Source organism: Micromonospora sp. CA-249363 (assembly GCF_050950185.1).
Lineage (GTDB): Bacteria > Actinomycetota > Actinomycetes > Mycobacteriales > Micromonosporaceae > Micromonospora.
In genome coordinates this window covers 4518755-4532996 of sequence record NZ_CP192020.1, presented here as the reverse complement: position 1 = coordinate 4532996, position 14242 = coordinate 4518755, and the positions used below count along the sequence as shown (strand labels likewise).

The window sequence follows — 14242 nt, the reverse complement described above, 5'->3', positions numbered from 1 at the left end:
GCGTCGTGGTCGCACATGATGACCATGTTGTTGCTGAGCTGCAGCAGCCGGCGATGCTCTCTGGATCCTGGTCGCGCATCGCGGAGTGGTACCGACGGGGGCAAGTTGTCGTGTCGAATCCTGACTACATCGACCACATCGCTAGCGCGCGGGCTTGGGGTCAACTCGACAGCCCGCTGACCGCACTTCGTCCGCAGGAAAGCACTACCCATGAAGGTGCAGCGCGGCACTGATGCGCGTCCGACGTCCTGCGCACTGATCTGCCGCGATCCGCGGCGGCAGTGCTGCTGACTTAGCTGCATAGCGTGAAGGTCGGACGTGAAGGTGGTGCCCCGATTCGGGAGTCGCAACAGATGATCGATCAGCTCCACCGCAGTTGCCAAGTCTGGTTCTGCGGGGCCGAGTTCGGCGGTGACTGCCGCCAGGTGCCGGTTGGCTTCATGCGCCGGCAGCGTCCGAGCCGACTCCGCCGCGAGCGCCACCACTGCGCTCAGCGGGTCCAGCCGTTCTTGTTGTGCACGATGCGGCCACCCCGGGCGAGGGATTCGGGGGTGAACTTGCCGATGTTGTGGCGCAACGCCTTAGCCATCGGATGCCCGGGCCCATGACGGGCCTCGACCAGCGGTAGGAGGCGGCGGCACTCGCGCAGCGCCTCGAGGTCACCCCGCGACAGGCGGTCGGCGAGCAAGGCGTTCTGGAGGGTGAAGCCGTCTAGGGTATCCCGTTCACCGCGGGCGGTGAGGCGGTCGAGCAAGGCGGCGGCTTCCGGGGTTACGTCATCGCCGTCGATTTGGCGCAGCGTGAGAAGTTGGATCTCGCACCGGGTAGTGATCGGATGATCATCGCCGACGAACCGGCGGGCGTCCTCCAGCAGGGTGAGAAGCGGCTGTCGCATGGTGAACAAATCTTGGTCCGCGACACCGGACCAGTAGATCAACTGGTATCTGCTGAGCAGCACCGAAGTATGCTCCTCGCCCAGCTCCGCGCGCTGGTCCGCCAGCAGTTCCTGATAGTCGCGGCGAGCGAGGTCGGGCTGGCCGCTCCGCCCGCGCCACTTGGCCAGGCTCTCCCGGATGCCGTACAGCTCGGCTTCCGGGCGAGCCCTCCGGCGCGCGTCGGCCAGCGCCTCGGTCAACTCCTCGACCGCCCGGCCGGGGCTGTCCGCCCGGCCCTGGTAGCGGGCCAGGTCCAGGCGGGCGCGGATGAGCCGGGGAGCCTCCGGGGCGAACACGGCGGAGAGATCGTCGTACAGCCGCTGCTGCTCCGTTGCGGCGGCGGCGACGGTGCCGGCCGTCGCCTCGGCCAGGATCCGGCGATGCCGGATGGTGAGAGTGGTCGCGTCGGTCGGACCCAGCTCACGGGTCGCCTCCTCGGCCAGGGACCGCCACTCCCGCAGGGCCGCGGCCGGCTGACCGGCGACTTCTCGGCATTCAGCCATGATGGACCGGACCCCGAATTCCGCCAATCGCGGGTCTCGGATGGCTCGTAGCGCGGTAAGGAGGTCCCCGAGTTCGGCCAGGGCTCGCTCCGGGTCGCCGGCGACAGCTCGCCAGCGAGCCCGTTCGGCGCGCAGGTTGAGCAGGTGCAGCGCGTCGACGTCGTTGCGCTCTGCCGCCTCACCGACCACCCGGTCCAGCAGGGTCAGAGCCGCGGCGGCATCGTCGGCGTGCCCGAGGTAACCGGCGAGCCTGAGCTGCAGGCCCAGGCTCGCCGTCGGGCCGGACTCGGCGAGCAGCATCCGGAGCACGGCCACCGCCTGGTCGTAGTCACCGGCCTCGGCCAGCCACTCCGCCTGCTCCTCCCGGGCCAGACGGGTGTCCTCGTGCGCCGGGCCGAGCCGGTCCGCGCATTCCCCGGCCAGGGCGCGGAAGTATCCGGCCGCCTCGGCGGGCCGGCCGGTCTTGCCGAAGATGCGTCCGCGGCTGAAGAGCAGGGCGTGTGCGTCGGGCTCCCAGAGCGGCTCAGGGCACACCGTGCGGAGCACGTCAATGTTGGCAGCCAGACGGTCGGCGGTCGCCCGATCGGTCTCGTCGGCCGGCCAGAAATCCGCCAGGGCGTCCGCGGCGAGGCGCCCGGACAGGTGCAGTAGGCCGGGCCCCAGGGTCTCCCGGGTGACGCGCTGCGGGATGGTATGGGTGCGGATGGTGCCGGGGGAGAGCTGGATTAGGCTCAGCGCGGCCAGGTTGTGCAGGGCCTTCTTCGCCTGGGTGCGGGTGACGGGGACACCCTGCGAGGCGCTGAGCCGGGTCCGGACCGGTTCGGTGAGCAGCACGCCCTCGGGAATGCCGTTCGAGTCGAGGCAGGAGATCACCGACCATAGCGGGCGGGCGAGGCCGGCCGGGTGCCGGGCGTCGGCGCGGTCCAGGGCGAGCTGCCAGGCGGCGGCCACCGGGGTCTGGTACTGGATGCCGGCCTCCTGCGGGTCGAGCGGCATCAGCTCGGCAATGGTCTCCGGGGAGCGGAGCTTGGCCAGATAGGCGGCGCAGGTCAGCCGATCCTCGCGGAGCACCGCGGCGGCATGGCCGAGGGCGAGCGGCAGGTGGCCCAGCTCGGCGGCCAGCTCGGTGGCGGCGTCCAGCAGGCCAGGGATCTTGAGCGAGCGGAGCTTGTTGCGCAGGAAGTGCGCGGCTTCCTCGATCGTGTAGACACCGACGTCGACTCGAGTGGCGACGGCATCGACCGCCGAAGTGTCCCACCGGGTGGTGAGCAGCGTCAGGCCGGCCAGCCCCTGCGGGATCAGGCCGTGCACGTCCGCCGGGTGAGCGATGTCGTCGAGCACCACGACCCAGGGCTCGTCGGTGCGGGCCAGCCAGCCGAGCAGCTCGTCGGCGGTGCTCTCGTCGTCGCCGCCGAGGTCGAGCCGGAGCTTCCCGGCCGCCGACCGGTAGGCGCTGAGAACCGATGTCCGGGACGTCGCGGTCACCCACAGGGCGATCCGGGCGCGATGGGCGCGGAATTCCTGCGCGGCTAGCTCGGTCTTGCCGACACCGCCGTCACCGACCAAGACGATCGGCATGCCCTCGGAAACCGCGCCGGCGAGCCGGCCACGCCGGTCGACGGCACCCTTGATCGTGGCGGGTTCCCGCCCGTAAGTGACCGGCCAGCGGACCGGCGCGATCGCCTGCTGGACGTTCACCGTCATCGAATTGTTGGAGCCGGTCATCACGCCGTACGAATCGTTGACGCGAACGTCGTACTGCTCAGTCATCGATCGTGTAGTGCCGGGTGGCCTGGTGACCGTCACCGACCGTTATGTCCCGGCTGTTGTTGATCGTGACGTTGAACTTCGCGCCCGAGGCGGGCGTGGCGGCGGGCGGTGGCGCGGAAGTGGCCGGCCGGGATTCGGCGGTATCCTGCAGCAGGTGGAGCTTGACCACGGCCGCAGTCAGGCTGCCCGGATGCGCCGGGTCGAGGATGCTGAAGTGGTCGCCGGGCAGCATCGCGGTGTCCGGGAAGGTGCCCTGCGCCGGAACCTGCTTGACGATGTTGTCGCTGTTGCCGCCGTAGACGTGCAGCGGGATCGGGCACTCGCGGTCGCTGACCATGCTCGCGTGCACGATCTGGTTCTGCACGGTCCGCCGGGACGCCGCCACGCTCCGGTCGAAGATCTTGAGTTCCTCGGCCTGCGGATTGAAGCGGCGCCCGACCAAAGCGCGCACCGAAGCGAGGAAGTCGGAACCCTCGTGTGGGCAGGCGAGCGTGGTCAGCGACCGGACCCGGGCCAGCTCCCAGCCGCGGCCCTCGTTGAGCATCCAGGCCAGGAATCGCAGCAGGATCAGCCCGCCCTGGCTGTGGGTGACGAAACTGATGTCACCCTCCCGGGCGTACACGCTCAGAAACGGCCGCAGCGACTGGGCGATGCTGTCGTAGTCCGGAATCCGGGTCAGCGCGCCGATCCGCGGCAGCCTCGGCGACTCGTAGCCGAAGCGGTGCACGGTGAAAGCGGACAGCTCGGGGTCGTCCGCCCAGGTCGCGTGCAGTTTGTCCCACGTCTTCGGAGACGAGAAGATACCGTGGATCAGGATGACATGCCCGCCGGCCATGGGTTCCTCCGCGCCATCGCAGTGCTCACTCGCCGCCCAGCGTAGTAGAACCCCAGGTCCCGGTCGGGCGGCCGCTCATCCGGACCGGCCGGGCGAGCGCCACCGACAACCGCCGGCCGTCGGAGCATCGGTACTCGCCCCGGAGGTAGGGATGCGGGTCGTCCTCGTCGCAGAGCGTCCAGTCCTCAAGCCGGCCTTCGCGGCCTCGTGCTCCAGCGGGATCGCCGCGACGATCAGAACGTCGATCGGGTCCACGCCATCTCCATCGTCACCACTCGATCCCGCGGCGCCGGACCTCGGCATCGTGGTCCTGCTCGCGGCTCTCCCGCTCGTACGTGTCGGCCAGTTGCCGGAGGATCCGCTGCGACCGAGGCCAGCCCTCGGCCTGTCGTTCGTATTCCCGATAACGCTCGACGAGCGTCCGTTCCTGAGCGCCGCCGTCCCGGGCGCCTCGCCACGTCACCCCGCGCCGGTTGTAGAGACCACCCCAGAGACCATTGTCCATTGCGTCGCTGCCGGCGTCCTCCAGCACCTCGCGCACGGCCAGCGATGGCACCGAGCCGTCCTCGTCCGGCTCGGCGAAAGCGAGGACGGCGCCGATCTTCCCGTCGGCGAGGCGCAGCCGGCCCGAGGCCGACAGCCGTCGTCTCGCCTCCTCGACCCAGCCCGCGAGGGCCTCGGCGTCGATGGTCCCGTCCGGGCCGGTGCCTGGGCAGCTGCGCCAGGAGCGCAGGACCTGGGAGATGGCGCGGATCCGGGCGACCTGGTCGGGATCGTCGACGGTCTCGGCGGAGCCCTCGGCCCGGAAAGCCGTCTCGACGAGCTCGGCGAAGAAGGCCGGGTCCTCGGCGAGGCGGGCGTGGATTGTCGGCGTACGGGCGTCGTAGCGCAGGAGCGGGACGAGGCTCAGCTCGATCTCGGTCACCCGATGCGCCCCGAGCGCGTCCCGGTGATGTTGGAGCAGCTCGACGACGATCTGCAGGTCGTATCCGGAAAGCCGGCGGTCGTCCTCCGCCGACCGGACGAATCCCTCGCAGGCGGTGGCCGCCTCGACGGCGATCTCGCGCGTGCCGACCTGTTCGGCGTACATCGCGATCAAATCCAGGGCCGCTGCGAACCGGCCCACGCTGATCAGGCCGGCCACCGCCTTCACGACACCGGTGAACTCCGGGCCGAGGCCGTTGACCCCGAACTCGCGCCAGTAGACGGCCGCCGCCTCGGGACCGGGATCGGTGTTCTCCGGATCGCGCCGCGCCAGCAGCAGCCTCGCCCGCGCAGTCGGATCCGAGGTGCGGTCGAGGTAGTCGGCGCCGCGCCAGATCCGCAGCGCGAAGTACTCGAACGCGATGTCCGGCCGGCTCGCCGGGCGGTCCTCGGACAGCCAGGTCAGCAGCATGTCGTCGTGCTCGGTGGACGGCGACTGGGCGAGGGCGGCCCCGATCAGGTCGCCGTTCCCGGTCCGGTCGGCCAGCGCTACCAGCGCATCGAGACCACCGGAGGCCAGGATCCGGGCCACCGCCTCGGCCCGCAGCCGCGACAGCTCGGTGAAGTACTCCGCGCTGGACCGTCTCCTCGTGACGCCCTCTGGCTGGGGCCACCGGTCGCCGAACAGCCAGAACGTCTGGTCGGCCGGTTGCGACGGTGCGAGCGCGTCGGCGGCCCGCCGGAACGGCGCGAGTTCGTCGGCCGACATCGCCCACGGTGCGTCGCCGACGTCGATGTGCAGAGCTATCAGTTCGCGGAGCGCCTCAGACAGACGCCGCCGCATCTCCTGCTCGTCGACCGAACCGGACAGGGACATCAGCCGTTCCACGAAGCCGGAGCGCTGGTCGTCGGGCAGGTTGTCGGACAGCGGGATGAGGGCGAGGAAGCGTTCCGGATCGTCGTCGAGGTCGTCCAGGGTCAGGCTGGCGACGTCCCGGAAGGCGGCGTAGGTCTCAGCCGGAGGCGGTGCCCCCGGTGTCGGCCAGTCCCGCAGGAGCGGCGTCGGGTGGAGCGTACCGATGGTTCCGTGCCGGGCCGACCGGAGCAGGTCGAGCAGCAGCGTCCGGGCGACCTCCGGCTGGTCGCGGAGCATCCGCTTCAGGGCTCGCAGTCGGACCGGTCGGGGTGCGTTGGTCTGGGGCTGTGTGACCTCGAAGATCTCGGCGAGCGAGGCGCCCGGCCGGTCCGGCTGATCGCTGCCCGGATCGGCCGCAGCCATCCGGGCCAGAGCCTCGACCGCACCGCCGAAATGCTCGGTCGGCCAGGCGAGGAGCTCCAGGGCCGCCCGGGAGGAGGGGCGGCCGGTCCGCACGGCGTCGAGGAACGCGGTGGGGGATGCCTCGGCCAGATACGTCAGCACGTCCGCGAGGGAGACGTTCGCCTGGCTCAAAACCTCACGCACCACCCGGTGCACGAGGTCGGCCGAACCACCGCAGACCGCGAGGACGACCAGCGACTCCGCGATGCCGCGTCGGATCGCCAACGACCCGCCGTGCGTGGTGAGGACGCGGACCGCCAGGCCGGCGAATGCCGTTCAATCCTCCTCGGTGAAGCTGGGCGCCAGCAGGACGATGGTGTCCTCGGGCGCCTGCACGTACCACCGCTGACCCAGGTGCCCGAGCATCGCCGTGTCCGGGTCCGCGGCCGCCTGAGCGGCGATCTCGGCGATCTCGGCGTTATCCACCCCGGTGAACTCACTGACGATCGCCCGATCGCCGTCGTGATCGCCGCGCCAGCCGCCCAACAGCGCCAGCCGCCGGAGGCGGACATCGGCCGACCGGGCCCAGGGCGGGATCGCGAGCGAGCGGTGTTTGGCCAGGGCCCGCCACAGCTGGCCCAGCCCACGCCGGGCCAGGACGCCGAGGGACCGGGCCCGGTCCGGCTCGATCGGGGCGGACAGGAGCCTCTCGACCTCCTCCTCGTCAAGCGCGGACACCTTCACGGCCGGGCTCGGGACGAGCTTGCCGTACACCAGGATGGTGTGCGGGCGCCGGAGCGGAATCTCGTTCAGCGGCAGGCTGGTCGGCACGGCCAGGATCCGTGGCTCCTGCGCCGCCAGGTGGGCGCGGAGGGCCGCCTGACCGTCGATCAGCAGCGTGCGATCGCCCAGCGACGTGCCGTTCAGGGCCGCCGCGATGAACGCCTTCAGCTCCAGCGCGCCTACCTCGCCCCCAACCTCGACGACGGCCGGGCCGGTGTCGAGCGTGGCCCGCAGGGCGGCGGCCTGCTCCTGGCGCCCGGCCAGCACGATCTCCGCGCCGAGGGGAGCGTCGGTGAACGGCAACCATGTGTCGTTCCACCACTCCGTCAGCGGCACGCCGTGGGTGGGGAGCCCGTAGTAGTGGTTGTGCTGAGTGTTGCCGTCGCCGACCTGTATGCCGGAGCTGTTGCTGATCATCGGATACGATTGTCCCAGGCGCGGGTTGGTGTGGCGGCTGGATTCCCCCGAGGTGGTGATGACCGGGGAATGAAGGCCATCATTACACCTCGGTTGGCCGGCATCCACGGCCAACTTCCACGAGCCGACGCGCGGATCTGCCGAGAGCAGCGCATCGCGAGCAGGCAGGCGACCCGGGTTCAGATCCAAGGCGGCTACGCTGCACTCATGGAGGCAGTCGACATCGAGCCGGGGGCCGTGTTCCGGTTCTCGCACGACGAAAGACCGAACCGCGTGCTTCTTTGCGACAGCGATGTCGTCATGTATGACGCCTGGTGGCCACACCTCGAGGCATGGGGATTGGCGGACCTCGCAGCGATCAAGCGCCAGCACATCAGCTACTACGTCACCACTGTGTCCACCGTGCTGGAGAAGGCGAAACATCTGCGAACGGCACCTTTGACAGCCGCCGAGATGGCGGTGCACCGGCCTGACCTGCCGTTCGCCGCCGTGCAGGATGTGACGGTGACGTGGTCCTCGGGCGATGCCGATCGGGTCACCGACGCTAGGGCAGTGCTGAGTGCATACCGGGTTTACTTGTTGCCGTTCGGACCCGGCGGAGGTACGAAGGCGGGGGTTCGAGTTACCGCGGACAACGGCAATGCCTTCACCATCGGAGAGCTGTTCCGCAAGGCCCAGGCCGTTCAGGCTCGGCACCTCGGCGATGCTCTGCCAGGCGCAGGAGTTGGGATCTATCGGTCCGGGCTACAGAGAGGATTCCCCGCCTACTACCTGTGGGGAGCGGTGAGTCGACTTCACGAGCACCTCGCAGCACATCGGCCATAACCTGCACACATCTGCCGCAAGTCGCTCGCTGGTCCAGGGACCGGTGTCGGGAGCCGGCGACAGTGGCACACTTCGCTTGTGAACGCGACGGTGGCAGTCGGCCGGCTCTCGGAGATCCTGGAATTTCTCGCGGCGCAGGGCTTCGACGCCCGACCGCTGGTGGTCGATTCGCCGGCTTCGCCCGGAGAGGTCGATGCGGTAGAGGGCCAACTGGGATGCAAGCTGCCGACGTCGTTGCGCCACTGGGGTCAGGAGCGGCGCGGGCGACACGGCAAGCGACCATGGGAGGGTGACCGACGCCGTATCGTCTTCCTTGGCTGCTGTGATCGACCTCATCGATGGATACATGCATCGAGTGCTGAGGGGCCGAGAAGACCCGGTGAGGGTCGTCGGGGAGCTGATGTGTGCGCTGATCGACCTGCCCCCCGCCCACGTTGGCCGCTTGTACAACATCTACGGGGACTTGTCGGACATTGTTGACGGCTACCCGTTCGACTACGGCGATGGCACCGAGATGATCGCCCAGCGGGAGATTCGCGACGCTGCGTGGGACTGGTTGACCATTGCGCGCAATGCCGAGGGAGTTAAGACCTACGTCGACCATTGGGTTGCGAGAATTGCAGCGTTACCGACGACCGACGGAGGGCGGCCGTTCCGCCACCCCTGGGCTCAGTGACGGGTACCGGCACCGTGCGTGCGGCGGGCCGGCCTCCAGGTGTAGTGCCCGGACCAACGCAGGGTGTCCCCACATGCCTTCGACATGCGCGGCGATCGTGAGGGTATTTCCGGGTCAACCGATGCAGCTGTGAGGGCCAGCGCTGGTGCCAGCCAAAGCCCTGGGCCGGCAGCTTACGAGCGCTCGACGGCCGGCGGTCGGCGAGCCGGTGCGAGCCGGGTTGGGGGAGCAGGCTGGAAGCAGCGGGGTGCCCTGAACGGCCTTGAACTGCGTCCAACGGCATTTAGAGGCGCTCAACTGCACCCACCCCTGCCTGCGGCTCTACGTTGCCGCAGGCTTGTCAGGCCGTCAGGCAGGTGCCGAGGCGTGCCAGAGGCGAAGTGCTCGGTGGCGAAGCGGCTGGGAGAGTTCGCGTGAGTCCTTCATGTCGGCCAGTACGTCGCGCAGATCCCGGGTGGGCCAGCCGGCGTCCAACCAATCGAGTGCCAGTGTCGGCCAGTAGCTTCGCCATGCGGTGAGCGCGAACTGCACGAGGGCGGGAAGCGGTGTCTCGGCGACAGGCACGTCAGACAGCTCCGCACTAACGTCGCTCGGGGTGCGCTCCAGCAGTGGCAACAGCCACACGCCGCGGTCCCCCGGCCGCGTAGACCAGCCCGTCGGCGGCGCCATGGATTAGCCAAGTGCCGGCACCGTCACGCACGAGGAGCAGCCCGTTGTTGATCCTTAGCCTCAGATGGAGACGATGGTCGGCAGGGCCCATGTCGGACAGCCTGTCATGCACTGATAGGGGGCGGCATCCGAGAGGACGATTGTGATGGCGGGGCTGTGGGAGCAGGTTGGAAGGGCTCCGATCCCATTCCCAACGCGGTGGCCAGCGCGTGCTCTATGTTGGCGCCTTCGGCGGACCCGAAGGCGTCAGCGTCGGTGCCCCCTGCGAAGGCGGTAGGGCGGCGTCCGCACATGCCGAGTGAGGTGCGTGCCTTCAGGCTTGTACTTGAGGCGTACCGCGATGCCGCCGAGCGGGCCTCAGTGCGGTGGGGCGCTGCCGTGCGTACGCGTCCGGACACTCGTCATGGCTGGATGGGCAGTTGGGGACTGGTCAGAGTGGTTCCCACAGGTGGCGGCGTTTCCACCTCTCGTCGCCGGCTCGGAACTCCTGCAAGAGCCGCAGGGCTGCTTCGCGGTCGGTGGTCTGGCAGCGGAAGTGTCGGTCGATGGAACCTTCCTGATATTCCAGTGCGTATGTCCCGGCGGGTACTCCGGCAGCGTTGCCGTAGCCAACCTGGACGAATGATGCGTCGGCGCGTTCGAGGATCACGTAGCGGTTGTTCTCGCCGACCTGGCCGATGATCCATTCCAATCGGCCCGCGTCGGGGTCGGGCATCGTCGGAAGGCTCTGCGACGAGAGCGTAAAGAGCGCTGCGTGGCCGGGCGCGTTCGGGTTGACGACGTGGTAGCCCGGTTCGTAACAGATCAGGCCGTGCTCGGCGGCGAGCGTCAGGACGGCGGCACCGACCTCGTCCGCTCGAGACCAGACGCACGAGACGGCCAGAATCGCGTCGGAACGCTCGGGAGTCATGCTCCACACTCCGAGCCGGTCGATGTCATCATTGCCGAGACTCTCCAGCGGTGGGAAGCGATCGAGCAGTGCGTCATAGAACCGCCCTACGGCGGGGTGCGCGGCGAAGACTTCTTGTCCGCCGTCGCTCCAACGCTCCAGCTTTGCTCGCGCCTCGGCCGCAGTGACCGGTTGATCCTCGTGCCAGACGTACAGGTCAAAACTCACCGCAACCCCAAGTGCCTCAGCCAGACCGGCGACGACAGCCTAGGCCCCGCCACCGTCCCCGAGAACCCATGTCGGCGACCGCTCGGGCATCCTCGGGTGCTAGCGCGCCGAGATGCTGCTGAAATGCCATGCGCCAGCCGCTGACCAGCGCATCCTCCGTGGTGGCCTCTTCGGCTTACCCGAAGAGGCCGCCGCCACGGCTAGGCTTGCGTGAGCTTCAGAGTTGCGTCGAGGATCAGCGGCAGTGGGGCAATGGGTCGTGTAGCCCCTCGGACACCGATTTGAAGCATCCCTGTTGCATCTGACGTACGGGTGGTCAAGCTCGCTTGACCACCCGTATCGCGTCTTCACGACAGACTCGACGTACGTGCTGGCGTTAGGGGAAGCGACCACGAGCGGGTCGGCGCGGGCCTGGTCGACCAGGTATCGCAGATAGGCGTGGGGAGTCCACGGCCCGCTCGACGACGGTCGCGCCGGACGGGCGTTTGTCGGTCCGTCCCAGCGGCTCATGATGTGCCACCGGTTGCGCCACTCGACACCCGCAGCAATTTCGAGCAAGCCTTCTATCGCCCTCTGGGTCGTCGAGTCAGCTCGCGAATGAGTTCCCCGATGACCTGTTGGTCGACGTGCCTGAGGTCCGTGCCGTCACCTTCGGCGAGGCCAAGATCCTTCCGCATGGCCGCAACCAACTTGTCGGGGAGTTGCTCGACGAGACCGATCGTGTTCTCGGGGTGGTCGAGCTTGAAGGCTCTCATCGCCACTACGTCCAGCGTTGTGTTAACCCGCAGCGCTGCCGCGCTCACCTGCTCCGAGCCGTAGAACTGAATCTCCGCCATATGCCGGCGCCACTCCGCCGTCGGCCGGGCGGCCGCCCCCACGCCGGTTCGCCGTCGGGGTCTGATTTCGTGACGAGGAGTTCGGTGATCCAAGCGTCGAAGTCCGATCTCGGTGGAGGCTCGTCCTATGTCGACACACGCTGCCTGCCACCCATCGCGACCAGGCCCATCACGATGAAGAGCCCTCAATGCCTGGCCGCACCATAACATCGCAGCGCCGCTATATCGACGCCAAGCTATCGTGGTCTGACCCCTGTAGCGACAGCGCGAAGGTGAGTCATGGACGTAGTCAGCACCACGGAGGTCCCGGTTGAAGACGGGTTCGCCTTCTGGCGCGAGGTAAACACGAAGCTCTGGGTGCCCTACGATTTGCGCTGTGAATCGCAGTGGGAGCCCGGATTTCGGGCTCAGGTCGGAATCAGCGAGTTCGGTCCCGTGCAGGCGACATTGATGACCACGATGCCGCACTCGGTCCACCGTACTCCCAAGCTCATTCGGCAGGCCGATCCAGAGGTGTTCAAGCTGGGTTGCCTTGTGCGCGGCGGCGGCATGATCACGCAAGACGGCCAGCGCACAGATTTCGGCGTGGGGGACCTGATACTGTATGACACCTCCCGGCCCTACGTGGCCGAATTCACCCCAGATGCGCCAGTCAGTCAGTTGCTGCTCCTGCGCTTCCCGCGCTCGTTACTGCCGTTGCCGCCTCGGGAGTTGCGGCGCCTGAGCGCAGTTCGCATCCCTGGCGCCCAGGGCATCGGGGCGTTATCTTCACAATTCCTGCTGCGCCTTGCCCGGCACATGGACGAACTCAGTCCGTTGGACGCCGCCCGGCTGTCCACCCTCACGATTGACGTGTTGACAGCGGCACTGGCCAACGCGCTGGATGTCCAAAGCGCGGTGCCCTCCCACACCCAACGGCGAGCGTTGATGGCTCAGATCCACGCCTTCGTCCGAGAGAATCTGGGCGATCCGCGCCTGACACCGAACGCGATCGCCGCAGCGCATCACATCTCGTTGCGATACCTGCACAAGCTGTTCCACGAGGAAGGGCGCACGGTCGCCGGCTGGGTCCGCGAGCGTCGCCTGGAGCAGTGCCGAGGCGACCTCGCCAACCCCCAACTAGGCGCGCGCCCGATCCACACGATCGCCGCCCAGTGGGGGTTCACCAGCCCGGCGCACTTCAGCCAGGCGTTCCGCAGCGCCTACGGCCTTTCGCCACGCCAGTTCCGCGAGCAGTGCGCGAGAGTACGCGCAGACTAAAGACTTGTGCGCGTACCAGTAACGACAGCCCCGGCTGTGGCCTGCACTCTTATCGCAGGAAGTCCGCTCAGTCAGGGTTGAATCTGATTCCGGGCTACGGGAAAAGGTTCACTTGGGCGTGTTACATCGGTCCGTGTTTTTGCGATGGAAGGAGCGCGAGGAAGTAAATCGATCACTTCATGCAGCCAGCAGCATCATCTAGGCCGCAGCGGCGGCTGACAGGAGACCATTGTGAGAATGTGGTACAGAACGGCGTTTCGGATCTCTGCAGTGACCGCGATCCTCGGGGCACTCACCCTGTCCGGGACCGTGGCACAGGCAAGTTCGGGCACCACCTCCCGCCTGTCCCAAGCCGAAACCACCGCAGTTTCGGAGCAGGCCAAGCCCGGCAGCGAGGACGTCGCCGCGCAGGTCTGCGGCTATTACGAAGACGCGGTGACGGCCTGGTACAACCACTGCGGGAGCACCCATGTGATCATCTACGTCGACGCGACGTGGCCCCGCGCCGACTGGACCTGGTGCATCGGCCCGGGAACGTGGGACATCGGCGGCGCCAACGCCGTATCCAACGCCTGGTACTCGGGTCAAACTTGTTGAAACGCCAGCCAAGCGCTGCGAGATTCGCCACCTGCGTCGCGTGGTTGCGGATCAGGTCAGCGAGGCAAATGAGGGTGCGGTCGGACAGGGGAATCGCGGCAGGGTAGGACAACAGCGAGGCTTCCGGTTGGGGCATCGGATCTTGGTCGACTGCTGACTTACCGGGAGCCTCGCCCTACGTCGATCCTTGCGTTCCTCACGCCAGACCTGAACTGCGGAACGTTCGGTCACCCATGGGAAAAGTCACTCTGCGTGTTTGGTGAACGACTCGTTGAACCGCTAGCCCACACGCTGGACGCCTGGCTACCCCGCAAGCGGGTCAACGGCAGGGCGGTCAACTAGCGACCCAACAAGCCGCTGAGCGGTCGTGCGGGGAGGCAAATCATGCGACCCCGCCTTGGCGCACGTGTTCCGTTCGCGTTAGACCGGCTCACACGGTGGTCGGTGAGCCTGCCTGATCCCGCCACCGGCGATGTACCCGGCGCGCGCGGCATCGAGGCTCAGCCTCCCGTTTGGTCCACCCCTTACCGCAGCACTGTCGTGCTCATCTTGTCCGTCGTCTTCCCACCCGCACTCATCGCAGATCTCGTACCCGCCGCGCTCCGACAAGGTGGCGTGGCCGCAGCATGGACAGGTGTAGGGAGAGGCGTCTCTGGCCGGGGCCAGGACGTTCTGCTGCGCGATGTAGGTGTCGAACCAGGCGACTCGCCGACGAACCAGCTCATCGTCTGACAGAGAAGGATCGTCGTTCGGATGACGCTGCACGGGTGAGCTGCCCACTGGCTCATGGTGCCAGGCGCGGGTGCCGCCTCGACGTCCGCTTCTGCCGCGAGTCGC

Annotated in this window: 13 protein-coding genes and 1 pseudogene; 5 read left to right on the top strand and 9 right to left on the bottom strand. The window is 68.1% G+C overall.

What is annotated here, in order from left to right:
* Positions 1 to 490: 490 nt before the first annotated feature.
* The 4 genes from ACQPZK_RS20480 to ACQPZK_RS20465 all read right to left on the bottom strand — a co-directional run bounded on the left by ACQPZK_RS20480 (position 491) and on the right by ACQPZK_RS20465 (position 7614).
* Positions 491 to 3208, bottom strand: a complete 2718-nt coding sequence (locus ACQPZK_RS20480; RefSeq protein WP_433534550.1) for an NB-ARC domain-containing protein — start codon at positions 3206 to 3208, stop codon at positions 491 to 493.
* Positions 3201 to 4043, bottom strand: a complete 843-nt coding sequence (locus ACQPZK_RS20475) for an esterase/lipase family protein (RefSeq protein WP_433534549.1) — start codon at positions 4041 to 4043, stop codon at positions 3201 to 3203. The genes ACQPZK_RS20480 and ACQPZK_RS20475 overlap by 8 nt, the downstream gene beginning before the upstream one ends.
* Positions 4044 to 4311: 268 nt before the next feature.
* Positions 4312 to 6510, bottom strand: a complete 2199-nt coding sequence (locus tag ACQPZK_RS20470; RefSeq protein ID WP_433534548.1) for a hypothetical protein — start codon at positions 6508 to 6510, stop codon at positions 4312 to 4314.
* Positions 6511 to 6561: 51 nt separating this feature from the next.
* Positions 6562 to 7614, bottom strand: coding sequence for a hypothetical protein (locus ACQPZK_RS20465; RefSeq protein ID WP_433534547.1), 1053 nt, complete (start codon positions 7612 to 7614; stop codon positions 6562 to 6564).
* Between the two features lie 18 nt (positions 7615 to 7632).
* On the opposite strand from ACQPZK_RS20465, the gene ACQPZK_RS20460 reads away from it, so the two are divergent.
* Entirely contained in the window at positions 7633 to 8250 is a 618-nt protein-coding gene (locus ACQPZK_RS20460) for a hypothetical protein (RefSeq protein WP_433534546.1), read from the top strand.
* 289 nt (positions 8251 to 8539) lie between these two features.
* Positions 8540 to 8926, top strand: a complete 387-nt coding sequence (locus tag ACQPZK_RS20455) for a hypothetical protein (RefSeq protein ID WP_433534545.1) — start codon at positions 8540 to 8542, stop codon at positions 8924 to 8926.
* Positions 8927 to 9274: 348 nt separating this feature from the next.
* Here the strand turns inward: ACQPZK_RS20455 and ACQPZK_RS20450 are convergent, their stop codons facing one another.
* The 3 genes from ACQPZK_RS20450 to ACQPZK_RS20440 form a co-directional block, all read right to left on the bottom strand.
* Complete coding sequence (locus ACQPZK_RS20450) at positions 9275 to 9550, bottom strand: hypothetical protein (protein WP_433534544.1); 276 nt, start codon at positions 9548 to 9550, stop codon at positions 9275 to 9277.
* Between the two features lie 475 nt (positions 9551 to 10025).
* Positions 10026 to 10712: a hypothetical protein gene (locus ACQPZK_RS20445; RefSeq protein ID WP_433534543.1), complete on the bottom strand. Its 687-nt coding sequence runs from the start codon at positions 10710 to 10712 to the stop codon at positions 10026 to 10028.
* Positions 10713 to 11275: 563 nt separating this feature from the next.
* The gene (locus tag ACQPZK_RS20440; RefSeq protein ID WP_433534542.1) at positions 11276 to 11548 is read right to left on the bottom strand and encodes a hypothetical protein; all 273 of its coding nucleotides are present in this window, start codon (positions 11546 to 11548) and stop codon (positions 11276 to 11278) included.
* A 279-nt stretch (positions 11549 to 11827) separates the two neighbouring features.
* Here ACQPZK_RS20440 and ACQPZK_RS20435 point away from each other — a divergent pair, with 279 nt between their 5' ends.
* Together ACQPZK_RS20435 and ACQPZK_RS20430 are read left to right on the top strand one after the other, a co-directional pair.
* Entirely contained in the window at positions 11828 to 12808 is a 981-nt protein-coding gene (locus ACQPZK_RS20435) for a helix-turn-helix domain-containing protein (RefSeq protein WP_433534541.1), read from the top strand.
* Between the two features lie 270 nt (positions 12809 to 13078).
* Positions 13079 to 13405, top strand: a complete 327-nt coding sequence (locus tag ACQPZK_RS20430) for a DUF6355 family natural product biosynthesis protein (protein ID WP_433534540.1) — start codon at positions 13079 to 13081, stop codon at positions 13403 to 13405.
* Positions 13406 to 13436: 31 nt separating this feature from the next.
* Here ACQPZK_RS20430 and ACQPZK_RS20425 read toward each other — a convergent pair.
* Positions 13437 to 13520 (bottom strand): annotated as a pseudogene (locus ACQPZK_RS20425) (IS5/IS1182 family transposase); the annotation flags it as partial.
* A gap of 35 nt (positions 13521 to 13555) precedes the next feature.
* On the opposite strand from ACQPZK_RS20425, the gene ACQPZK_RS20420 reads away from it, so the two are divergent.
* Positions 13556 to 13747, top strand: coding sequence for a DUF2716 domain-containing protein (locus ACQPZK_RS20420; protein WP_433539254.1), 192 nt, complete (start codon positions 13556 to 13558; stop codon positions 13745 to 13747).
* A 78-nt stretch (positions 13748 to 13825) separates the two neighbouring features.
* Here ACQPZK_RS20420 and ACQPZK_RS20415 read toward each other — a convergent pair whose 3' ends face one another.
* Entirely contained in the window at positions 13826 to 14170 is a 345-nt protein-coding gene (locus ACQPZK_RS20415) for a CPCC family cysteine-rich protein (protein WP_433539253.1), read from the bottom strand.
* Between the last annotated feature and the right edge of the window lie 72 nt (positions 14171 to 14242).